Annotated in this window: 20 protein-coding genes; 18 read left to right on the top strand and 2 right to left on the bottom strand. The window is 50.8% G+C overall.

The genetic code is table 11. The annotated features are described in order from the left end of the window. Window positions 1-2 precede the first annotated feature (2 nt). Together rbsD and kup are read right to left on the bottom strand one after the other, a co-directional pair. Complete coding sequence (gene rbsD, locus GW591_RS20210; RefSeq protein WP_013577670.1) at window positions 3-422, bottom strand: D-ribose pyranase; 420 nt, start codon at window positions 420-422, stop codon at window positions 3-5. A 215-nt stretch (window positions 423-637) separates the two neighbouring features. Beyond that, a complete protein-coding gene (gene kup, locus GW591_RS20205; RefSeq protein ID WP_013577671.1) occupies window positions 638-2,506 on the bottom strand; it encodes a low affinity potassium transporter Kup in 1,869 nt (622 codons plus the stop codon). Between the two features lie 267 nt (window positions 2,507-2,773). Here kup and ravA point away from each other — a divergent pair, with 267 nt between their 5' ends. The 18 genes from ravA to rluF all read left to right on the top strand — a co-directional run bounded on the left by ravA (window position 2,774) and on the right by rluF (window position 22,021). Further along, window positions 2,774-4,282, top strand: a complete 1,509-nt coding sequence (ravA, locus tag GW591_RS20200) for an ATPase RavA (RefSeq protein WP_037033892.1) — start codon at window positions 2,774-2,776, stop codon at window positions 4,280-4,282. Between the two features lie 2 nt (window positions 4,283-4,284). Next, the gene (gene viaA, locus GW591_RS20195; RefSeq protein WP_112197581.1) at window positions 4,285-5,754 is read left to right on the top strand and encodes an ATPase RavA stimulator ViaA; all 1,470 of its coding nucleotides are present in this window, start codon (window positions 4,285-4,287) and stop codon (window positions 5,752-5,754) included. 20 nt (window positions 5,755-5,774) lie between these two features. Next, window positions 5,775-6,236 (top strand): transcriptional regulator AsnC, encoded by a 462-nt coding sequence (gene asnC / locus GW591_RS20190; RefSeq protein ID WP_013577674.1) that lies wholly within the window; start codon window positions 5,775-5,777, stop codon window positions 6,234-6,236. Window positions 6,237-6,324: 88 nt separating this feature from the next. Continuing rightward, window positions 6,325-6,768, top strand: coding sequence for an FMN-binding protein MioC (gene mioC / locus GW591_RS20185; protein WP_013577675.1), 444 nt, complete (start codon window positions 6,325-6,327; stop codon window positions 6,766-6,768). Between the two features lie 379 nt (window positions 6,769-7,147). Then, window positions 7,148-9,037, top strand: a complete 1,890-nt coding sequence (mnmG, locus tag GW591_RS20180) for a tRNA uridine-5-carboxymethylaminomethyl(34) synthesis enzyme MnmG (protein ID WP_112152011.1) — start codon at window positions 7,148-7,150, stop codon at window positions 9,035-9,037. Between the two features lie 129 nt (window positions 9,038-9,166). Continuing rightward, a complete protein-coding gene (gene rsmG, locus GW591_RS20175) occupies window positions 9,167-9,787 on the top strand; it encodes a 16S rRNA (guanine(527)-N(7))-methyltransferase RsmG (RefSeq protein WP_013577677.1) in 621 nt (206 codons plus the stop codon). 649 nt (window positions 9,788-10,436) lie between these two features. Then, window positions 10,437-10,835, top strand: a complete 399-nt coding sequence (gene atpI / locus GW591_RS20170; RefSeq protein ID WP_166861306.1) for a F0F1 ATP synthase subunit I — start codon at window positions 10,437-10,439, stop codon at window positions 10,833-10,835. A gap of 22 nt (window positions 10,836-10,857) precedes the next feature. Then, on the top strand, window positions 10,858-11,640 hold the full coding sequence (gene atpB, locus GW591_RS20165) for a F0F1 ATP synthase subunit A (RefSeq protein ID WP_013577679.1): 783 nt from the start codon (window positions 10,858-10,860) through the stop codon (window positions 11,638-11,640). A 49-nt stretch (window positions 11,641-11,689) separates the two neighbouring features. After that, a complete protein-coding gene (gene atpE / locus GW591_RS20160) occupies window positions 11,690-11,929 on the top strand; it encodes a F0F1 ATP synthase subunit C (RefSeq protein ID WP_004093904.1) in 240 nt (79 codons plus the stop codon). 65 nt (window positions 11,930-11,994) lie between these two features. Then, on the top strand, window positions 11,995-12,465 hold the full coding sequence (gene atpF / locus GW591_RS20155; protein WP_013577680.1) for a F0F1 ATP synthase subunit B: 471 nt from the start codon (window positions 11,995-11,997) through the stop codon (window positions 12,463-12,465). 14 nt (window positions 12,466-12,479) lie between these two features. After that, the gene (gene atpH, locus GW591_RS20150) at window positions 12,480-13,013 is read left to right on the top strand and encodes a F0F1 ATP synthase subunit delta (protein ID WP_013577681.1); all 534 of its coding nucleotides are present in this window, start codon (window positions 12,480-12,482) and stop codon (window positions 13,011-13,013) included. 12 nt (window positions 13,014-13,025) lie between these two features. Continuing rightward, window positions 13,026-14,567, top strand: a complete 1,542-nt coding sequence (atpA, locus tag GW591_RS20145) for a F0F1 ATP synthase subunit alpha (RefSeq protein WP_013577682.1) — start codon at window positions 13,026-13,028, stop codon at window positions 14,565-14,567. A gap of 71 nt (window positions 14,568-14,638) precedes the next feature. Beyond that, a complete protein-coding gene (gene atpG, locus GW591_RS20140; RefSeq protein WP_013577683.1) occupies window positions 14,639-15,502 on the top strand; it encodes a F0F1 ATP synthase subunit gamma in 864 nt (287 codons plus the stop codon). 32 nt (window positions 15,503-15,534) lie between these two features. Next, the gene (gene atpD / locus GW591_RS20135) at window positions 15,535-16,917 is read left to right on the top strand and encodes a F0F1 ATP synthase subunit beta (RefSeq protein WP_013577684.1); all 1,383 of its coding nucleotides are present in this window, start codon (window positions 15,535-15,537) and stop codon (window positions 16,915-16,917) included. Between the two features lie 27 nt (window positions 16,918-16,944). Next, a complete protein-coding gene (locus tag GW591_RS20130; RefSeq protein ID WP_013577685.1) occupies window positions 16,945-17,367 on the top strand; it encodes a F0F1 ATP synthase subunit epsilon in 423 nt (140 codons plus the stop codon). 271 nt (window positions 17,368-17,638) lie between these two features. After that, complete coding sequence (gene glmU, locus GW591_RS20125) at window positions 17,639-19,009, top strand: bifunctional UDP-N-acetylglucosamine diphosphorylase/glucosamine-1-phosphate N-acetyltransferase GlmU (protein ID WP_013577686.1); 1,371 nt, start codon at window positions 17,639-17,641, stop codon at window positions 19,007-19,009. Between the two features lie 132 nt (window positions 19,010-19,141). Further along, entirely contained in the window at window positions 19,142-20,971 is a 1,830-nt protein-coding gene (gene glmS / locus GW591_RS20120) for a glutamine--fructose-6-phosphate transaminase (isomerizing) (protein WP_166861303.1), read from the top strand. 177 nt (window positions 20,972-21,148) lie between these two features. Beyond that, the gene (rluF, locus tag GW591_RS20115) at window positions 21,149-22,021 is read left to right on the top strand and encodes a 23S rRNA pseudouridine(2604) synthase RluF (protein WP_112197579.1); all 873 of its coding nucleotides are present in this window, start codon (window positions 21,149-21,151) and stop codon (window positions 22,019-22,021) included. Window positions 22,022-22,087: the final 66 nt, after the last annotated feature.

Genomic DNA, 22,087 nt, shown 5'->3' with positions numbered 1-22,087 from the left:
CCTCAGAAGGTTACGCCAGCACACAGAATAACGTTCGCATAAGGCGAACATTCCCCGCTGCGGATCACAGCCCGACTTTTTTCGCTTTGTGCTTTGAATGACTCATGACTGACGTAATCCAAAGCAATGGTGTTTCCCTGGTGTTGTTCGAGTTGTGTCAATTGGGCGAGCAACGCTTCATGGAGTTGAGGATTTTTAGTGAGGATTTCCTCGGCGAGGATAGCCCGCTCAACCTGCATCTCATGTGTCACTACCTCTAAGACTTGTAAAAAGGTGGGAACTCCCTGGGTCAGGGCCAGATCGATGCGTTGGCAAGCTGCTGGCACAGGAAGTCCGGCATCGCCAATAACCAGCTGATCGGTGTGACCTAACCGGGCAATAACATGTGAGATTTCGGCATTTAACAGCGGTGACTTCTTCATTGTGAACTCCTACAGCGAAACGTTTCGCTCACCGATGAGTTTATAAAGATCCCCGGCCATCGCAACGGAGTTATGATGGAATTGTGATCAGCGTCGAAACGTTTCGCTGAATAATTAAGAAACCGCAGGGAAATTTGAGTTAGTCGTTTCAGAAAGGAGAACGCGAAAATAAAACAGGGCACCCGAAGGTGCCCTGCGAGCAGTAGAAATGAGGATCAGATTTCTACCTGCGTACCGAGTTCGATTACGCGGTTCGGCGGAATTTCAAACTGATCTGGCGCGCGTAAGGCGTTGCGGCTGAGCGCCATAAAGAGTTTGCCACGGAAGTAGAGATACCAGGGGCGCTTGGTCAGGATCAGTGATTCGTGCGACATAAAGAATGACGTTTCCATCATCCGGCACGGCAATCCTTCCAGACCGCAACGGTGGAACACTTCCTCCACGTTCGGCGTTTCTTTAAATCCGTAGCTGGCGACCACACGCCAGAACGTCGGCGAAAGCTGTTCGATGGTGACGCGCCGGACGTTATGTACATAAGGCGCATCTTCGGTGCGTAACGTCAGCAGTACCACACGCTCATGCAACACTTTGTTGTGTTTGAGATTGTGCAGCAACGCAAACGGAATGACGTTGATGGCGCGCGACATATACACAGCCGTACCCGGAACACGCACCGGCGGGGATTTCTCCAGAGAGGCGATCATCGCTTCCAGGGAATTCCCATGCTCGTTCATGCGGCGCATAAGGCGGAAGCGCTCGCTTTTCCAGGTCGTCATAACGATAAACATGCCCAAACCCAGCGTCAGCGGCAACCAACCGCCGGAGAACAGTTTAGTAGCGTTCGCCGCGAACAGCGGGATATCCATAAACAGCAGACCGATCAGCAAAAGCCCGACCAGGAAAGGTTTCCAGTGCCAGTTTTTGAGTGCCACCGTACAGGAAAGAATACTGGTCAGCACCATCGTACCGGTCACTGCGATACCGTATGCCGCTGCCAGATTGCTCGAATGCTCGAAGCTGGCGATAACGATAACCACCGCAAAGTACAGCAACCAGTTAATGGCCGGGATGTAAATCTGGCCTGCTTCCATTTCTGAAGTGTGGATGATGCGCATTGGCGGTAGATAGCCTAAACGCACAGCCTGACGCGTCAGGGAAAACACGCCGGAAATCACCGCCTGAGAGGCAATAATGGTCGCGAGTGTTGCCAGAACCAGTAACGGGATCAATGCCCAGTCAGGCGCCAGCAGAAAGAACGGGTTTTTAATCGACTCCGGGTCTTTCAGCAGCAATGCGCCCTGACCGAAGTAGTTCAGCACCAGAGAAGGCAGCACCACGGTGAACCAGGCCAGACGGATCGGGAATTTCCCGAAGTGGCCCATATCCGCATACAGCGCTTCCACACCGGTAATCGACAGAACGACCGCGCCAAGTGCCAGGAAGGAAAACGACTTATGCTCGATAAAGAAGTTAACCGCCCACATCGGGTTCATGGCGCGAAGTACTTCAGGGTTCTGCATGATGCTGTTCACGCCGAGAACAGCCAGCGTCAGGAACCACAACAACATCACCGGCGCAAACAGTTTGCCCACGATGCCGGTGCCGTGTTTCTGAATAATGAAAAGCAGCGTCAGGACAGTAATAGATAAGGGGACGATATAAGGATCGAGTGAAGGTGCTGCGATTTCCAAACCTTCCATCGCGGAAAGAACAGAAATAGCCGGAGTGATCACCACTTCACCATAGAAGAAACTTCCGCCGATCAGGCCGAGAATGACCAAAACGGCAGTGGTGCGTGCCGAGGTGTTTCTGCCCGCCAGAGACATCAGCGTCAGAATACCGCCTTCGCCTGCGTTGTCCGCCCGCATCACGTAAGTGAGGTACTTGAGCGAAACAATGAGGATTAACATCCAGAAAATCAGAGAGAGAAAACCAAAAACGACGCTGGGTTCAACGTTGAAACCATAGTGACCAGAAAAACACTCTCTTAAGGTGTAGAGAGGACTGGTACCAATGTCGCCATAGACCACACCAATGGCGGCCAGGGTTACTGCTGGGAGTGACCGTTTATGTTCAGTGCTCATATTTCGTTTCTTTTTTGCTCGAACATCCGTAAGCGATGAGTGCGCTCGATCTTATGATGCCCACTAAAAGGCGCACAGTATGCACGAATAAATTGGATTGCCTACCCTTAAATGTGCAGCTAAACCGGCGTTCATATGAACGGGGTCACATTTCTGATAATAGAAAATTTTTAGTAATCAACAAGCTATAACGACAAAAATAAACGTGGCATATCGCTATTAGCCAGTACACTATTCAACAACTCAATGGAAACCGGAAGAGACAGTATGGCGCAATCTCCCCTTCTGGCAGAACGGATCGCCCGTCTTGCTAACGCATTAGAACATGGCCTGTACGAGCGGCAGGATGCCATAAGACTTTGCCTGCTGGCAGCCCTGTGCGGCGAAAGCGTTTTTCTGCTCGGCCCGCCGGGTATTGCAAAAAGCCTGATTGCCCGGCGTCTGAAATTTGCGTTCCGACATGCGCGCGCTTTTGAATATCTTATGACGCGCTTTTCCACGCCGGAAGAAGTCTTTGGTCCGCTCTCGATTCAGGCCCTGAAAGATGAAGGCCGCTATCTGCGTCTGACCGAAGGTTACTTGCCGGAAGCTGAAATTGTCTTCCTTGATGAAATCTGGAAAGCAGGCCCGGCCATCCTCAATACATTGCTCACCGCCATCAACGAACGCCGCTTCCGTAATGGCGAACGAGAAGAACCTATTCCGATGCGTCTGCTGGTCAGTGCGTCCAACGAATTACCCGAAGCCGATGGTGGCCTCGAAGCGCTGTACGACCGCATGCTGATCCGTCTGTGGTTGGATAAAGTGCAGGATAAGCAAAATTTTCGCTCACTGCTGACCAGCCGGAACAATGAAAACGCCAATCCGGTGGCAGAGTCCCTGAGTATCAGCGATGAAGAATACCAACAATGGCAGCCGGAGATCGACAAAGTCAATCTTTCAGACAGCTGCTTTGAACTGATCTTCCAGCTGCGCCAGCGCCTTGATGCCCTGGATACGGCACCTTATGTCTCTGACCGTCGCTGGAAAAAAGCCCTGCGCCTGTTGCAGGCCTGCGCATTTTTCAGTGGCAGAAAAGCGATCACGCAGGTGGATCTGATCCTGCTGAAAGACTGTTTATGGCATGACCTTAATACTTATAACCTGCTGCAAACCCAGATTGAGCAACTGATCACCGAACAGGCTTATCAGCAGCAGACACTGCTGATGAAAATTCAGCAGCTGAATCAGCAATGGATGCAACATCAGCAGCAACAGAGTTCGCGTCAGTCAATCAAACTGAGTAAGAAGGCCGGCATTTTCAGCCGCAAGCCACAGTACAGCCTGCCTGAATCACTTAACACCACCAACCTGACCCTGTTATTGCAAACGCCTTTACACCTGCATGAAATAAAAGTCACACACCTGTTATTCGAACGCATCATCCTGGAAGAGTGGCTAAATAAAGGAGGCGTACTGAAAGCCAAACTCAACGGGATTGGTTTTGTACAAACCGTGGATCTGGAAATCGATGACAAACAACAACTTCTGGTGCTGGATGTCAGCCGTCAGAGCACGCCGCTGACGCTGCCGGGCCATGAGCATATTGCCGTTCCCGACGAAATGAAAAATACGCTGAGTGACCTGACCGCAAAACTGGCGCAGCAGAGACATGAATTCAGCCAGCAGCAAAACTGTCTGTTTGTTCCGGCAGAATGGATGGCAAAAATAGAAGCCAGCCTGCTTCAGGTGGCTGAACAGTTGCGTCATCAGCAACAGACATTCAGTGGTCACTGATCATGTTCAGTCTCGAGTCACTGGATCTTCTGCTGGCCATCAGCGAAGCCGAACTGATTGAAGAACTGCTCGTCGGCTTGCTGGCTGCGCCAGCGCTGACGGTGTTCTTCGAGAAATTTCCCCGTCTCAAGCGTGCCCTGACCAAAGATCTCCCAGAATGGAAATTGCGCCTTCGCCAGAGGATCCACGAAACGCCGGTTCCCCAAGAGCTGGCGAAAGAATTCTATCTTTATCAGCATTGCCAGCAGATCGACGCCACGGCTTTTCAGTCCGGACTGCCTTCCCTCATCGATGAACTGGAGCAACTCAGCTCTCCCTTTGCCACTGAAGCCCGCACCTTACAGGAGAATAATGAAACCTCACGGACGGCGAAAACCGGCAACAGCTTTCATACCTTGTTCCTCCAGCGCTGGCGCCTGAACCTGACCTTCCAAACGGTGAACGTTCATCATCAGTTACTCGAACAAGAACAGGAGCAGTTGCAGGAAGAATTGCTGCAACGACTGCAGCTCAGCAGCGAGCTCTCTCCTTTATTAGCGGAGAACGATACGGCAGCAGGCCGGTTGTGGGATATGAGTAAAGGGAAGCGTCTGCGGGGTGATATTCAGTCGCTGGCGCGTTTCGGCGCTTTTCTTCAGCAGCAGCCTGAGCTGATGCATCTGGCAGAACAACTGGGCCGCAGCCAGACGGTCAAAACCAGTCCGCATGAAGATGCAAAAATGGAAACTCACCGGCTGATGGTGCGCGAACCTGCAACGGTGCCGGAAGAAGTGAATGGCATTCATCAGAGCGATGATATTTTGCGCCTGATGCCGACGGAGCTGGTGACGCTGGGGCTGCCTGAGCTGGAATACGAATTTTACCGCCGTTTGCTGGAAAAGCGTCTGATGACATATCGCCTGCAAGGGGACGTCTGGCGCGAGAAAGTGGTCAAACGGCCTGTGGTCTATCAGCAACAGGAACCGCAACCGCGTGGACCTTTTGTCGTCTGCGTCGATACATCCGGTTCGATGGGGGGATTTAACGAACAGTGCGCCAAAGCGTTCTGTCTGGCGTTACTGAAAATCGCACTGGCTGATAACCGCCGATGTTACATCATGTTGTTTGCCAGTGAAGTGATCCATTATGAACTGACCTCCAACGGCGGCCTGGATCAGGCGCTGCGCTTTCTGGGGCAGCATTTTCGTGGTGGTACCGATCTGGCCGCCTGTCTGAATGCCACACTGGATAAACTCGCTTCTCCGCAGTGGGAGGATGCTGATGCAGTGGTGATCTCGGACTTTATCGCCCAGCGGTTGCCAGATGAAGTACAAAAGAAGGTCAGGGCGTTGCAACGGGAAAAACATCACCGCTTTCATGCCCTGGCAATGTCGCACTATGGCAAGCCCGGCATCCTGCGCATTTTCGATCATATCTGGCGCTTCGATACCGGTATGAAAAGCCGCGTACAGCGACGCTGGCAGAGAAATTAAGCCTAAAGAGAAAGATAATCATGACTGAAATTTATCAGCTCGACGAGCTGGATCGCGGGATCCTGAACGCCCTGATGGATAATGCCCGTACACCATATGCTGAACTGGCAAAAGTGTTCACCGTCAGCCCGGGGACGATCCACGTCCGCGTAGAAAAAATGAAACAAGCGGGCATCATTACCGGCGCGCATATTACCGTCAATCCTAAACAGCTGGGTTACGACGTATGCTGTTTTATTGGCATCATTTTGAAAAGTGCCAAGGATTATCCGTCGGCACTGAAAAAGCTCGAAAGTATAGAAGAAGTGGTCGAAGCCTATTACACCACCGGGCATTACAGCATTTTCATTAAGATCATGTGCCGCTCGATTGATTCCCTTCAGCACGTACTTATCAACAAGATCCAGACAATTGACGAGATCCAGTCGACCGAGACGCTGATCTCCCTGCAGAACCCCATCACACGTACCATCCAGCCCTGAGCACTGATTTCTATACCCCTATTATCCACAGGTAGATCCCAGCTCATTCACAGCGTACAATAGCCTCCTTTTCCCGGGTGAGAGCATCATGTCTGACATTACCCTGATCAGTGGCAGTACGCTTGGCAGTGCCGAATATGTAGCAGAACACGTGGCTGAGAAACTGGAAGAAGCCGGTTTTTCCACTCAGATGTTCCATGGTCCGGAACTGTACGAAGTTCCGCAGGAAGGTATCTGGCTGATCGTGTGCTCGACACACGGTGCTGGTGAGCTGCCTGATAACCTGCAACCTTTTATGGAGCAGCTGGAAGATCAGCAACCCGATCTGTCAAAAGTACGCTTTGGCGCATTAGGTTTAGGCAGCAGTGAATATGACACCTTCTGTGGCGCGATCAGTTCTCTGGATCAAAAACTGACGTCATTAGGGGCAAAACGGATCGGTGATCGTCTTGAGATCGACGTGACTCAACACGAAATTCCTGAGGATCCGGCCGAGGTTTGGGTGATCAACTGGATTAATTTGATCAAATAAGTGTAAATTTCAGGCGATCAGATGTGGATAACTATGCTTAAAAGCAGGGTAAAACCCGTAGTTATCCCTCTAACAACTCCTGTACGCTTTTCATGCTGTGCATAACTCTCACTTCTGATCCCAGCTTATACTGTCCAGGATCACCGATCATTCACAGCATTCGATCCTTCTTAGCATACTGATCTTCATAAACAAAAAAGACTTATGCACAGAGGATCGCGATCCTAATAGAAGTATTAATAAGAGATCTTTAAATAAAAAAGATCTTCTTTTAATTAGTGAAGATCCCCGGGGACTTGTGGAAGCTCAAAACTTGAGTAGAATCCCTCCTCCCAACGCCATACAAAGAAAGTTCGCTTGAACGCCGAGGTGCAGTCGCATGTTTTATCCGGATCAATTTGACGTCATCATCATAGGTGGTGGTCATGCAGGTACTGAAGCCGCAATGGCTTCTGCACGCATGGGACGTCAGACCTTATTATTAACCCACAATATCGACACGCTGGGACAGATGTCGTGTAACCCGGCAATTGGCGGGATCGGGAAAGGACATCTGGTAAAAGAAGTCGACGCATTGGGCGGACTGATGGCTACGGCTATCGATCATGCGGGTATTCAGTTTAGGATACTAAACGCAAGCAAAGGCCCGGCAGTCAGGGCAACACGTGCTCAAGCTGACCGCGTTCTGTACCGTCAGGCCGTCCGTACCGCCCTGGAAAACCAGCCAAACCTGATGATCTTCCAGCAACCTGTTGAAGACCTGATCGTCGAAAACGATCGTGTGGTCGGTGCTGTGACCAAAATGGGGCTGAAATTCCGCGCTAAAGCGGTTGTACTGACTGTCGGCACCTTCCTGGACGGAAAGATCCACATAGGTCTGGAAAACTACAGCGGTGGCCGTGCAGGGGATCCTCCGGCGATCTCTTTGTCTCAACGTTTGCGTGAATTGCCTTTACGCGTTAACCGTCTTAAAACCGGTACACCTCCGCGTATTGATGCCCGGACCATTGATTTCAGTGTTCTGGCACAACAGCATGGTGATAATCCGGCACCGGTATTCTCGTTCATGGGCAATGTGTCGCAACATCCGCGCCAGATCCCGTGTTACATGACCTATACCAACGAAAAAACCCATGACGTGATCCGCAATAATCTGGATCGCAGCCCGATGTATGCCGGGATCATCGAAGGGATCGGCCCGCGTTACTGCCCGTCGATCGAAGATAAAGTCATGCGTTTTGCCGATCGCAATTCTCATCAGATCTTCCTTGAACCGGAAGGCCTGACCAGCAATGAAGTTTATCCAAACGGAATTTCCACCAGCCTGCCATTCGATGTGCAGATGCAGATCGTCCGGTCTATGCAGGGGATGGAAAATGCCGTTATTGTTCGTCCGGGTTATGCGATTGAATACGATTTCTTCGATCCGCGTGATTTGAAACCGACGCTGGAAAGTAAATTTATCGCCGGTCTGTTCTTTGCCGGACAAATCAACGGTACGACGGGTTACGAAGAAGCCGCTGCACAGGGCTTACTCGCTGGCATGAATGCTGCCCGTAGTGCCAGCGAAGAAGAGGGCTGGGCGCCACGTCGCGATCAAGCTTATCTCGGTGTGCTGGTTGATGACCTGTGTACGCTGGGCACCAAAGAACCGTACCGGATGTTTACATCACGCGCTGAATATCGACTGATGCTGCGCGAAGACAATGCCGATTTACGCCTGACAGAAAAAGGCCGTGAATTAGGTCTGGTTGACGATGCCCGCTGGGCGCGGTTCAACGAAAAACTGGAAATGATCGAACAGGAACGTCAGCGTCTGCGTGGTATCTGGGTGAACCCTCATCACGCGCAGGTTGAAGAGATTAATGCACATCTTTCTGCACCGCTTTCTAAAGAAGCCAGTGCAGAAGAACTGCTGCGTCGTCCTGAAATGACCTATGAGCTGATTACCCGTCTTTCTCCGTTCGCACCTTCTGTCCCGGATGTGCAGGCAGCAGAACAGGTTGAAATTCAGATCAAATATGAAGGCTATATCGCCCGTCAGCAGGAAGAGATCGAAAAACAGCAGCGTAACGAAAACACTGTGTTGCCTGTTGATCTTGATTACCGCCAGGTTAATGGTCTTTCCAATGAAGTGATCGCCAAGCTTAACGATCACAAGCCGACCTCCATTGGTCAGGCATCGCGGATCTCGGGTATTACGCCGGCAGCTATCTCGATCTTGCTGATCTGGCTTAAAAAACAAGGCTTACTGCGCCGTAGCGCATAACTCACCTCTCTTATGACCGCCCTTTGAAAACAAAGCGGCGGTCAGTTCTTACTTTTCCCATCTTTCTGAGTGTTTTATCATTTCTCAACCGGGCTGTTCCCGAATATCGACTCTTTCTGAGGATTCACTGTGCAAAAGAAACTGGACTCGCTGCTTGCTGCGGCAGGAATAGCGTTACCCGATCAGCAAAAACAGCAACTGATTGGCTATGTGGAACTGCTGCATAAGTGGAACAAAGCCTATAACCTGACGTCTGTCCGTGACCCGATGCAGATGCTGGTACGCCATATCATGGACAGCATCGTAGTAAATGAGCATCTGCAGGGCAGCCGTTTCATCGACGTAGGCACAGGCCCTGGTTTACCGGGAATTCCTCTTGCCATCGTTCGCCCTGATTCACACTTTACGCTGCTGGACAGCCTGGGTAAGCGCGTACGCTTCCTGCGTCAGGTTCAGCATGAACTGGGGCTGAAAAATATCGAACCGGTACAAAGTCGTGTGGAAGAGTTTGAGCCAGACCCGTTGTTTGATGGGGTGATCAGCCGTGCTTTTGCGTCCCTGCAGGATATGCTTTCCTGGTGCCATCACCTGCCACAAAAAGGGCAGGGGCGTTTTTACGCCTTAAAAGGGGTGAGCCCTGATGATGAAATGGCGCTATTGCCGGAAGGTATCACTTTGGAATCGGTCATAAAACTGCAGGTACCAGAACTTGACGGGGAACGGCATCTCGTCATTCTTAGCTCAAACTAAAGTTGCGTTTTATCAAAAAATATTTAAAAAGCGCATGTGTTATTGCAGTTAAAATGAGCAGGCTAATTATATAGCGGTGACAAACACTCAATCACCGCTTTTTTACAGACTGATAGCATTTCAGAGATGTTTTTATTTTAATCCGGACTGTAATAGTCACTTTTGAAATTGAACGGTCATCAACCGGCTGATATTGAACTTGTAATGAAAATGTTGTTATTTGTTGGGTTGTTGTGTCAATAAATCGTGGTTATTTTTAAAGAAGATTGTTTAACGAACAGTGTTTTATTAACAAATTGATTTATAAAGATTTTAAAAGGCCTGATTAGCTAAAGACATTCAAACAGTGCAGGGTATATAAAGTGTCATGAGTTAATTATGTGATCCAGTGCACGCTTCTTTGTCGGGTGATGAAATAACCGTATCAAACCAAAAAGGGCAAATTCAGCTATAGTTTGGTTGTCAAAATAGTCGTGAAGGGGAAAATTTAAATAATTGTTCACCTTTTCGCTACTTATCCATTGAATTCGTCCCTGTGCCCCGTATAATTTGCTCGGTTTTTGCTGCTTGACTCAAAACAGTAAAGGCAGTGATATACGGCATTCAGTCTACCTCCAGCTAGGTACTTGATACGGAGAGAACAAACGTCATGTCTGTATCCGGTATTTTACCCAGTACAAATAGTGTGAAGGTTGCCAGAAAGCTGTTGATACTGCAGTTATTGACCTTTGTTCTGCTCAGTGCAGTATTTGGTTTTAAAAGCCTGGAATGGACCACATCGGCTCTTATGGGTGGGTTGGCCGCCTGGGTGCCAAATGTACTGTTCATGCTGTTTGCATGGCGCCATCAGGCGCAAACAACGGTCTCTGGACGGGTTGCCTGGTCCTTTGCAATCGGAGAAGCGCTGAAGGTGCTGGTTACGGTGATCTTAATGGTTATCGCACTTGGCCTGTTTAAGGCGGCTTTTGCTCCGTTGGGGTTGGCCTATTTATCGGTGTTGATGACTCAGATTTTGGCACCGGCCGTCATTAACAGTTACCGTACTTAACTACTAAAGGGTAAGAGGCATCATGTCTGCATCAGGAGAAATCTCTACTCCACAAGAGTATATCGGTCACCATCTGACTCAGCTTCAGATTGGGACGGGATTCTGGTCGATTAACATCGATTCGATGTTTTTCTCCGTGTTCCTCGGAGTACTCTTTCTGGTTATTTTCCATCGCGTAGCCAAAAACGCCACCAGCGGTGTCCCGGGTAAACTGCAAACCGCAGTTGAACTGGTCGTTGGTTTCGTCGACAGCAGCGTACGTGACATGTATCACGGCAAAAGCAAAGTGATTGCACCTCTCGCGCTGACCGTCTTCGTCTGGGTGTTTATGATGAACCTGATGGATTTGCTGCCAATCGATTTGTTGCCGACTATCGGTGAAAAATTGCTTGGTCTGCCAGCGTTGCGTGTGGTTCCTACGGCTGACGTGAACATCACGTTGTCCATGGCACTCGGCGTATTCATTCTGATTCTTTTCTATAGCATTAAGATGAAAGGCTTTGGCGGTTTCATTAAAGAACTGACAATGCAGCCATTCAATCATCCGGTTTTCATTCCGATTAACCTGATTCTTGAAGGTGTCAGCCTGCTGTCTAAACCAGTTTCACTGGGTCTGCGACTGTTTGGCAATATGTATGCGGGTGAGTTGATCTTCATCCTTATTGCTGGCCTGTTGCCGTGGTGGTCACAGTGGATTCTAAATGTGCCTTGGGCCATTTTCCACATCCTGATCATTACGCTGCAAGCCTTTATTTTCATGGTTCTGACGATTGTCTATCTCTCGATGGCATCTGAAAAACACTGATTTTCTTTCAACACTACTGCGTTTTAACTGAAACAAACTGGAGACTGTCATGGAAAACCTGAGTATGGATCTGCTGTACATGGCTGCCGCTGTGATGATGGGCCTGGCGGCAATCGGTGCTGCAATCGGTATCGGCATCTTGGGTGGTAAATTCTTGGAAGGTGCTGCACGTCAGCCTGACCTGATCCCTCTGTTGCGTACACAGTTCTTTATCGTTATGGGTCTGGTCGATGCAATCCCAATGATTGCGGTTGGTCTGGGTCTGTACGTGATGTTTGCTGTCGCCTAACACTGAGCTTGCTCACTGTTAATCGAACTACATCAAATAATTCACTTTGAAAGAGGCATTGTGCTGTGAATCTTAACGCAACAATCCTCGGCCAGGCTATCGCGTTCGTCCTGTTTGTCTGGTTCTGCATGAAGTACGTATGGCCGCCAATTATGGCTGCCATCGAAAAACGTCAGAAAGAAATTTCTGAAGGTTTATCTTCCGCAGAACGTGCCAAAAAAGAGCTGGACTTAGCGCAAGCCGATGCGACCGACCAACTGAAGAAAGCCAAAGCTGAAGCTCAGGTAATCATCGATCAGGCGAACAAGCGTAAAGCTCAAATCGTCGACGAAGCAAAAGCTGAAGCCGAGCAGGAACGTAACAAGATCGTGTCGCAAGCCAAGGCAGAGATCGACGCCGAACGCCAACGCGCCCGTGAAGAGTTGCGTAAGCAAGTCGGAATTTTGGCCATTGCTGGCGCCGAGAAGATTATCGAACGTTCCGTGGATGAAGCTGCTAACAGCGACATCGTTGATAAACTGGTCGCTGAACTGTAAGGAGGGAGGGGCTGATGTCTGAATTTGTAACTGTAGCTCGCCCCTACGCCAAAGCAGCTTTTGACTTTGCCGTTGAGCACCAAAGCTTAGACCGCTGGCAGTCCATGTTAGCGTTCACGGCTGAAGTCACGCGCAATGAACAAATTGAAGAACTGCTTTCCGGTGCTAGCGCGCCTGAAACTTTGTCTAAAACGTTTATTGCCGTATGTGGTGACGAACTCGACGACGCAGGCCAAAACCTGATTAAGGTAATGGCTGAAAATGGACGTTTACGCGTTCTTCCGCAAGTGCTGGAGCAGTTTATTGAACTGCGCGCCTCTCTCGAGGCTGTTGCTGAAGTTGAAGTGACCTCAGCAAATCCGCTTTCGGAAGAACAGCAGGCAAAAATTGCTGCTGCGATGGAAAAACGTCTGTCTCGCAAAGTTAAGCTGAATTGCAAAATTGACAAGTCTGTTCTTGCCGGTGTCGTAATCCGTGCAGGTGATATGGTGATTGATGGCAGCGTTCGCAGTCGTCTAGAACGCCTGGCAGACGTCTTGCAGTCTTAAGGGGACTGGAGCATGCAACTGAATTCCACCGAAATCAGCGAACTGATCAAGCAGCGCATTGCTCAGTTCAATGTGGTGAGCGAAGCTCACAATGAAGGTACTATCGTTTCCGTCAGTGACGGGATCATCCGTGTGCACGGCTTAGCCGATGTCATGCAAGGCGAAATGATTGCGCTGCCGGGTAACCGCTACGCTATCGCCCTGAACCTGGAGCGTGACTCTGTAGGTGCCGTTGTAATGGGCCCTTACGCTGACCTCGCCGAAGGTATGAAAGTAAAATGTACTGGCCGTATCCTGGAAGTTCCAGTTGGCCGTGGCCTGCTGGGCCGCGTGGTTAACACCCTGGGTGCGCCAATTGATGGTAAAGGTCCGGTAGAGCACGACGGCTTCTCAGCTGTTGAAGCAATCGCACCTGGCGTTATCGAACGTCAGTCGGTAGATGAACCTGTGCAGACAGGTTATAAGTCCGTTGATGCCATGATCCCAATTGGTCGTGGTCAACGTGAACTGGTCATCGGCGACCGTCAAACCGGTAAAACAGCTCTGGCGATCGATGCGATCATCAACCAGCGCGATTCCGGCATCAAATGTATCTATGTGGCTATCGGCCAGAAAGCGTCCACCATTTCTAACGTGGTTCGTAAACTGGAAGAGCACGGCGCACTGGCAAACACCATCGTTGTTGTTGCAACTGCATCAGAATCTGCTGCACTGCAATACCTGGCACCGTATTCCGGTTGCGCAATGGGTGAATACTTCCGTGACCGCGGTGAAGACGCACTGATCGTTTATGATGACCTGTCTAAACAGGCTGTTGCTTACCGTCAGATTTCCCTGCTGCTTCGTCGTCCACCTGGTCGTGAAGCTTACCCAGGCGACGTTTTCTATCTTCACTCCCGTCTGCTGGAACGTGCTGCGCGTGTTAACGCCGAGTATGTTGAAGCATTCACCAAAGGTGAAGTGAAAGGCAAAACCGGTTCCCTGACTGCGCTTCCAATTATCGAAACGCAAGCGGGTGACGTTTCCGCGTTCGTTCCGACCAACGTAATCTCGATTACCGATGGTCAGATCTTCCTGGAATCTAACCTGTTCAACGCCGGTATTCGTCCTGCGGTTAACCCGGGTATTTCGGTATCCCGTGTTGGTGGTGCTGCTCAGACTAAGATCATGAAGAAACTGTCCGGTGGTATTCGTACCGCTCTGGCACAGTATCGTGAGCTGGCTGCGTTCTCGCAGTTCGCTTCTGATCTGGATGAGGCAACCCGTAAACAGCTGAACCACGGTCAGAAAGTGACTGAGCTGCTGAAACAGAAACAATACGCTCCGATGTCAATCGTTGCGCAGTCTCTGATCATCTTCGCAGCAGAACGTGGTTATCTGGAAGACGTTGAGTTGTCTAAAGTCGGTAGCTTCGAAGCTGCACTGTTGGCTTACGCTGACCGTGAGCACGGCGAGCTTCTGCAGCAAATCAACCAAACTGGTGCGTATAACGATGAGATCGAGGGTAAATTCAAAAATATCCTCGATACCTTCAAAGCAACCCAGTCCTGGTAACACCTCGCGGCCTTGCTGCCCTGCCTCTGGCAGATAAGCAGCAGGCCGTTTGGTAATGAGGAGAAGCAGAGATGGCCGGCGGAAAAGAGATACGTAGTAAGATCAGCAGCGTGCAAAACACGCAAAAGATCACTAAAGCGATGGAAATGGTCGCCGCCTCCAAAATGCGTAAAACGCAGGATCGCATGGCGGCCAGCCGTCCTTATGCAGAAACCATTCGTGAAGTGATTGGTCACCTTGCGCTTGGTAATCTGGAATACAAGCACCCGTATCTGGATGAGCGTGAAATTAAGCGTGTCGGGTATCTGGTGGTGTCTACCGACCGTGGTCTTTGTGGTGGTCTGAACATTAACCTGTTCAAAAAACTGCTGTCAGAGATGAAAGGCTGGTCCGAAAAAGGTGTTGAAGTTGATCTCGCACTGATCGGTTCCAAAGCAGCCTCTTTCTTCGGCTCCGTTGGGGGCAACGTTGTTGCTCAGGTGACTGGCATGGGGGATAACCCTTCCCTGTCAGAACTGATCGGGCCGGTGAAAGTGATGTTGCAGGCTTTCGACGAAGGTCGTTTAGACAAGTTATGCGTTGTTAGCAATAAATTCGTCAATACCATGTCTCAGGAACCACGTATCGTTCAGTTGTTGCCTCTGCCACCAGCAGAAGACGGCGAACTGGCGAAAAAATCCTGGGATTACCTGTATGAGCCGGACCCTAAAGCACTGTTGGATACTCTCCTGCGTCGCTATGTGGAGTCCCAGGTTTATCAGGGCGTCGTAGAAAACCTGGCCAGCGAACAGGCCGCGCGAATGGTAGCGATGAAAGCCGCAACCGATAACGGCGGCAGCCTGATCAAAGAGCTGCAGTTGGTATACAACAAAGCTCGTCAGGCCAGCATCACTCAGGAACTCACCGAGATCGTCGGGGGAGCCTCCGCGGTTTAAGCTAGGTTTACGAATTACGTAGAGGATTCAAGATGGCTACTGGAAAGATTATCCAGGTAATCGGCGCCGTGGTGGACGTCGAGTTCCCTCAGGATGCAGTACCGAACGTGTACAATGCTCTTGAGGTAGAAAACGGTACCTCCAAACTGGTGCTGGAAGTACAGCAACAGTTAGGCGGCGGCGTTGTTCGTTGTATCGCAATGGGTACCTCAGACGGCCTGCGTCGCGGTCTGAAAGTGAACAACCTGGAACACCCAATTGAAGTACCGGTGGGTAAAGCGACTCTGGGTCGTATCATGAACGTATTGGGTGAACCAATCGACATGAAAGGTGCGATCGGCGAAGAAGAACGTCGTGCGATCCACCGCGCTGCGCCTTCTTATGAAGAGCTGGCAAACTCCCAGGAACTGCTGGAAACCGGTATCAAAGTTATGGACCTGATGTGTCCGTTCGCTAAGGGCGGTAAAGTCGGTCTGTTCGGTGGTGCGGGTGTTGGTAAGACTGTAAACATGATGGAGCTGATCCGTAACATCGCGATCGAGCACTCCGGTTATTCTGTGTTTGCAGGTGTGGGTGAACGTACTCGTGAGGGTAACGACTTCTATCACGAAATGACCGACTCCAACGTTATCGACAAAGTTTCCCTGGTGTATGGTCAGATGAATGAGCCACCAGGTAACCGTCTGCGCGTTGCACTGACCGGTCTGACCATGGCGGAGAAATTCCGTGACGAAGGTCGTGACGTACTGCTGTTCGTTGACAACATTTACCGTTACACCCTGGCCGGTACCGAAGTGTCCGCACTTCTGGGCCGTATGCCATCAGCGGTAGGTTATCAGCCAACGCTGGCGGAAGAGATGGGCGCTCTGCAAGAACGTATCACCTCGACCAAAAGTGGTTCAATCACCTCCGTACAGGCCGTTTACGTTCCTGCGGATGACTTGACTGACCCATCTCCAGCTACCACCTTCGCTCACTTAGATGCGACCGTGGTTCTGAGCCGTCAGATCGCGTCACTGGGTATTTACCCGGCGGTTGACCCACTGGATTCCACCAGCCGTCAGCTGGATCCACTGGTTGTTGGTCAGGAGCACTACGATGTGGCTCGTGGCGTGCAGTCTATTCTGCAACGTTACCAGGAACTGAAAGACATCATCGCGATCCTGGGTATGGACGAGTTGTCAGAAGATGACAAACTGGTTGTATCCCGTGCGCGTAAAATTCAGCGCTTCCTGTCCCAGCCATTCTTCGTGGCCGAAGTCTTCACCGGTTCTCCGGGCAAGTTCGTATCGCTGAAAGATACCATTCGTGGTTTCAAAGGCATTATGGACGGCGACTACGATCACCTGCCGGAACAAGCGTTCTACATGGTTGGCACCATTGATGAAGCAGTGGAAAAAGCCAAGAAACTGTAACGCTAGCTTGTTGTGAGAGAGGATGACATGGCTGAAAAAGCTTACCATCTGGATGTTGTTAGTGCGGAAAAACGTATGTTTACCGGCATGGTACAAAAGATCCAGGTGACGGGTAGCGAAGGCGAACTGGGTATTTTCCCGGGGCATGCTCCGCTGCTCACCGCCATCAAGCCTGGCATGGTGCGCATTGTTAAAGAACACGGTGAAGAAGAGTATATCTATCTTTCCGGTGGCATCCTTGAGGTGCAACCGAATGCAACGACCGTGTTGGCTGATACTGCAATCCGTGGGCAAGACCTCGACGAAGCGCGCGCGCTTGAAGCTAAGCGCAAAGCGGAAGAACACATTAGTGGTTCTCACGGCGACGTTGATTACGCTCAGGCGTCAGCGGAACTGGCTAAGGCGATCGCGAAACTTCGCGTTATCGAACTGACCAGAAAAGCGATGTAACAACATCAGTTAGAAAAGCGACCTTCGGGTCGCTTTTTTTTTGCTTTTAATAAAGTGCATTTTCAGTGTTTTTCCCAAGGCTAATTTTCGCTTTTAATGGAATACTTGGGTGATTAACCGACACTTTACCCTCAGTTTTTTTGGTGTAGTCTATACAGCATACAACCCTTGCAGGCTGCGGCCTGCGGGCGGTTTTTGAAGCGAAATATGTAGTAATCCGCGCACTGAACGGGTTACTTTTGTCACTCAAATTGGATTTGTCAGGTTACCTATGTCGAACAGCGCACTGAGTGTGGTGATCCTTGCCGCGGGCAAGGGGACACGCATGTACTCCAACCTTCCGAAAGTTCTTCACCCATTGGCTGGCAAGCCAATGGTTCAGCACGTCATTGATGCGGCCACGCAAGTGGGTGCCCGGAACGTGCATCTGGTCTATGGCCACGGTGGCGATTTACTGAAGAAAAATCTGGCAGGCAGTGATCTGAACTGGGTATTGCAGGCAGAGCAACTGGGGACCGGTCATGCGATGCAGCAGGCGGCGCCGTTCTTTGCCGATGATGAAGATGTGCTGATGCTGTACGGCGATGTTCCGCTGATTTCCGTCGACACCCTGAACGAATTACTCAAAGCCAAGCCCGATGGCGGCATTGGTTTACTGACCGTCGTGCTGGATGACCCGACCGGTTATGGCCGTATCGTTCGTGAGAATGGCATTGTTACCGGCATTATTGAGCAGAAAGATGCCAGCGAAGAACAGCTGAAAATTCAGGAAATTAACACCGGTATCCTGGTCGCTAACGGCGCGTCATTCAAACGCTGGCTCGGTCAACTGAATAACAACAACGCGCAGGGTGAATACTACATCACCGATATTATTGCGATGGCGCATGCGGAAGGACATCTGATCGCCACCGTTCATCCGGCGCGAAACAGCGAAGTGGATGGTGTGAATAACCGCCTGCAACTTTCCCGTCTTGAGCGCGTATATCAGAGTGAACAGGCAGAGCGTCTGTTGCTCGAAGGCGTGATGCTGATGGACCCAGCGCGGTTTGATCTGCGCGGTGAACTGTCTCACGGCATCGATGTACTGATCGACACCAATGTCATTATCGAAGGTCACGTGAAACTGGGTGACCGCGTCAAAATCGGTGCGGGCTGCGTGCTGAAAAATTGCGTGATTGGCGATGACTGTGAAGTCAGTCCTTACAGCGTGTTCGAAGATGCGGTGCTGGAAAGCGGTTGTACGGTCGGGCCTTTCGCCCGTCTGCGCCCCGGCGCTGAACTGGCTGAAGGCGCGCATGTCGGCAATTTCGTCGAAATCAAAAAAGCGCGTCTCGGCAAAGGCTCTAAAGCTGGTCATCTCTCCTACCTTGGTGATGCTGATATTGGGGATAACGTTAACATCGGCGCGGGTACCATCACCTGCAACTACGACGGCGTAAACAAGCATAAGACCATCATCGGTAACGATGTCTTTGTGGGGTCAGATTCTCAGCTGGTAGCGCCAGTCACTGTGGGTAATAACGTGACGATCGCCGCCGGTACAACGGTCACGCGCGACGTGCCGGACAATGGTTTACTGTTAAGCCGGGTGCCGCAGGTGCATAAACCTGACTGGCAGAAACCGGTGAAGAAAAAATAAGCTGTTCATAATAATCCCCAACTCTCTACAAGGCTCGGGGAACCGCAAGTACACCGGAAAACGGGGCTTGCGGATAAATCAGGTCAGGCATCAAAAAAGGTCCCGAAAAGACCTTCAATAGGAATAAAACTGATGTGTGGAATTGTAGGCGCAGTAGCGCAACGCGATATTGCTGAAATTCTGTTGGAAGGTTTACGCCGTCTCGAATACCGCGGTTATGACTCAGCCGGTCTGGCTGTCATTGATGCTGACGGGAAAATGGGGCGCTTGCGTCGTCTGGGTAAAGTCCAGATGCTGGCTGATGCACTCGATGAACATCCTTTGCATGGTGGCACCGGTATTGCTCACACGCGATGGGCAACCCATGGCGAACCTTCTGAAGCGAATGCTCACCCGCATGTGTCTGATTACATTGCTGTGGTGCATAACGGCATTATCGAAAACCACGAACCTCTGCGTGAATTGTTGATTGAACGCGGCTACCGTTTTGATTCTGAAACAGATACCGAAGTGATCGCGCATCTGGTGCATTGGGAACAACTCCAGGGCGGTACGCTGCTCGAAGTGGTCCAGCGCGTTATCCCGCAACTGCGTGGTGCCTACGGCACGGTGGTGATGGATCGCCGCGATCCGTCTGTTCTGGTCGCCGCCCGTTCCGGCAGCCCGCTGGTGATTGGTCGTGGTGTGGGTGAAAACTTCATTGCCTCCGATCAGCTGGCGCTGTTACCTGTGACCCGCCGCTTCCTGTTCCTGGAAGAAGGCGATGTTGCTGAAGTTAAGCGCCGTTCCGTCAGCGTATATGACAAAAATGGTTATGCCGTTGAGCGTGAAGAAATCGAATCCAAAGTGCAGTACGACGCCGGTGATAAAGGCGTTTACCGCCACTACATGCAAAAAGAAATCTACGAACAGCCGCTGGCCATTAAAAACACCCTGGAAGGCCGTTTCAGCCACGGCGAAGTGAATCTGAGCGAGCTGGGCGAAAAAGCGGACGAAATTCTGTCCCGTGTTCAGCACGTGCAGATTATCGCCTGCGGTACGTCATATAACTCCGGGATGGTGGCGCGTTACTGGTTTGAGTCACTGGCTGGCATGCCTTGTGATGTCGAGATCGCTTCGGAATTCCGCTATCGCAAATCTGCTGTTCGTCCGGGCAGCCTGATCATCACGCTGTCTCAGTCGGGTGAAACGGCTGATACGCTGGCAGCGCTGCGTCTGTCGAAAGAGCTGGGTTATCTTGGTTCGCTGGCAGTATGCAACGTGGCTGGTTCTTCTCTGGTGCGTGAATCCGATCTGGCGCTGATGACCAAAGCGGGCACCGAAATCGGTGTGGCCTCAACCAAAGCTTTCACCACGCAGCTGACCGTTCTGCTGATGCTGGTGGCGCGTATGGGCCGCCTGAAAGGGATGAGTCCGCAAGTTGAGCACGACATTGTTCACGCGCTTCAGGCGTTGCCTGCGCGCATCGAACAAATGCTGTCGCTGGATAAGACTATCGAAACACTGGCTGAAGGTTTCTCTGATAAACATCACGCCCTGTTCCTTGGCCGTGGCGATCAATATCCGATCGCGATGGAAGGTGCGCTGAAGCTGAAAGAGATTTCGTATATCCACGCTGAAGCCTATGCGGCAGGCGAGCTGAAACATGGCCCGCTGGCGCTGATTGATGCGGATATGCCGGTGATTGTGGTTGCGCCCAATAACGAATTGCTGGAAAAACTGAAGTCGAATATCGAAGAAGTGCGTGCACGTGGCGGTTTACTGTATGTCTTCGCCGATCAGGACGCGGGTTTTGTCGACAGTGACGGTATGAAGATTATTCAGCTGCCTCACGTTGAAGAAATCGTCGCTCCGATTTTCTACACCGTACCGCTCCAGTTGCTGTCCTACTACGTTGCGCTGATTAAAGGCACCGATGTTGACCAGCCACGTAATCTGGCGAAGTCTGTGACTGTCGAATAAGACTGTCCGGTTTCAGCCATGTTATCTCTAAGCGCCTCCCGGGGCGCTTTTCTCTTTCCAGAATGTTGTTCTCCGGCTCTCTCTTTGTCAGCAGCCGGTCACGATTCTCTTCTCTCAGGCTTCGTAACCCGCCCCGGATAAGGTATAGTTCGCGTTTTTCTGAAGGTACCCCGCTGAATGCTGACCAACTCCTCCATTCGTCTCAACAAATACATTAGCGAGAGCGGCATCTGCTCGCGCCGCGATGCTGATCGTTACATCGAACAGGGAAATGTTTTTATCAACGGCAGGCGTGCTGCGGTGGGTGCTCAGGTGTTTGCCGGCGATGTGGTGAAAGTGAATGGTCAGATTATTGAGCCGCGTGATGAAGAAGATCTGGTGCTTATTGCGCTGAACAAGCCCGTAGGCATTATCACCACGATGGAAGAGGGGGAGCGGGACAACATCCGCGATTTCGTTAACCACAGCAAACGCGTCTTCCCGATTGGCCGTCTGGACAAAGATTCGCAGGGCCTGATTTTACTGACCAATCACGGTGATCTGGTCAATAAAATCCTGCGTGCCGGTAACGACCACGAAAAAGAATATATCGTGACTGTCAATAAACCGATCACGGACGAGTTTATTGCCGGTATGGGCGCGGGTGTGCCGATGCTCGGCACCGTGACCAAGAAATGCAAAGTGAAGAAAGAAGCACCGATGGTGTTTCGCATTACGCTGGTGCAGGGACTTAACCGACAGATCCGCCGCATGACTAAGCATTTTGGTTTCGACGTCACTAAGCTTGAACGTGTGCGGATTATGAACATCAATCTGAAAGGATTACCGCTGGGCGAATGGCGTGATCTGACCGATGATGAACTGATCGAATTGTTTAAGCTGATTGAAAACTCTTCGTCTGAAGACAAACCGGCGAAAAAAGTGCCATCAAAACCTGCTCAGGCTAAAAAACCGGCTGTCACTAAAACGAAAAACAGTGAAAAACCTGAAGTGAATTCCGCATCCCGCAAGCGTTTTGCCCAGCCTGGCCGTAAGAAGAAGGGGCGTTAATTTACCCGCTTTTCATTATCCGCCGGTGTAATAACCGGCTTTTTCTGCTTAAAACTCCCGCATTTT

It is taken from the genome of Rahnella aceris, assembly GCF_011684115.1.
Lineage (GTDB): Bacteria > Pseudomonadota > Gammaproteobacteria > Enterobacterales > Enterobacteriaceae > Rahnella > Rahnella aceris.
This window is presented reverse-complemented; position numbering and strand designations above follow the sequence as displayed.

Bases quoted from the DNA above. Each gene is read 5' to 3' on its own strand.
- glmU (WP_013577686.1), top strand. From the start codon at position 17,639: ATGTCGAACAGCGCACTGAGTGTGGTGATCCTTGCCGCGGGCAAGGGG.
- atpE (WP_004093904.1), top strand. From the start codon at position 11,690: ATGGAAAACCTGAGTATGGATCTGCTGTACATGGCTGCCGCTGTGATG.
- atpG (WP_013577683.1), top strand. From the start codon at position 14,639: ATGGCCGGCGGAAAAGAGATACGTAGTAAGATCAGCAGCGTGCAAAAC.
- atpH (WP_013577681.1), top strand. From the start codon at position 12,480: ATGTCTGAATTTGTAACTGTAGCTCGCCCCTACGCCAAAGCAGCTTTT.
- kup (WP_013577671.1), bottom strand. From the start codon at position 2,506: ATGAGCACTGAACATAAACGGTCACTCCCAGCAGTAACCCTGGCCGCC.
- mnmG (WP_112152011.1), top strand. From the start codon at position 7,148: ATGTTTTATCCGGATCAATTTGACGTCATCATCATAGGTGGTGGTCAT.
- GW591_RS20130 (WP_013577685.1), top strand. From the start codon at position 16,945: ATGGCTGAAAAAGCTTACCATCTGGATGTTGTTAGTGCGGAAAAACGT.
- atpD (WP_013577684.1), top strand. From the start codon at position 15,535: ATGGCTACTGGAAAGATTATCCAGGTAATCGGCGCCGTGGTGGACGTC.
- ravA (WP_037033892.1), top strand. From the start codon at position 2,774: ATGGCGCAATCTCCCCTTCTGGCAGAACGGATCGCCCGTCTTGCTAAC.
- rluF (WP_112197579.1), top strand. From the start codon at position 21,149: ATGCTGACCAACTCCTCCATTCGTCTCAACAAATACATTAGCGAGAGC.
- viaA (WP_112197581.1), top strand. From the start codon at position 4,285: ATGTTCAGTCTCGAGTCACTGGATCTTCTGCTGGCCATCAGCGAAGCC.
- atpA (WP_013577682.1), top strand. From the start codon at position 13,026: ATGCAACTGAATTCCACCGAAATCAGCGAACTGATCAAGCAGCGCATT.
- mioC (WP_013577675.1), top strand. From the start codon at position 6,325: ATGTCTGACATTACCCTGATCAGTGGCAGTACGCTTGGCAGTGCCGAA.
- asnC (WP_013577674.1), top strand. From the start codon at position 5,775: ATGACTGAAATTTATCAGCTCGACGAGCTGGATCGCGGGATCCTGAAC.
- atpI (WP_166861306.1), top strand. From the start codon at position 10,437: ATGTCTGTATCCGGTATTTTACCCAGTACAAATAGTGTGAAGGTTGCC.
- rbsD (WP_013577670.1), bottom strand. From the start codon at position 422: ATGAAGAAGTCACCGCTGTTAAATGCCGAAATCTCACATGTTATTGCC.
- atpB (WP_013577679.1), top strand. From the start codon at position 10,858: ATGTCTGCATCAGGAGAAATCTCTACTCCACAAGAGTATATCGGTCAC.
- glmS (WP_166861303.1), top strand. From the start codon at position 19,142: ATGTGTGGAATTGTAGGCGCAGTAGCGCAACGCGATATTGCTGAAATT.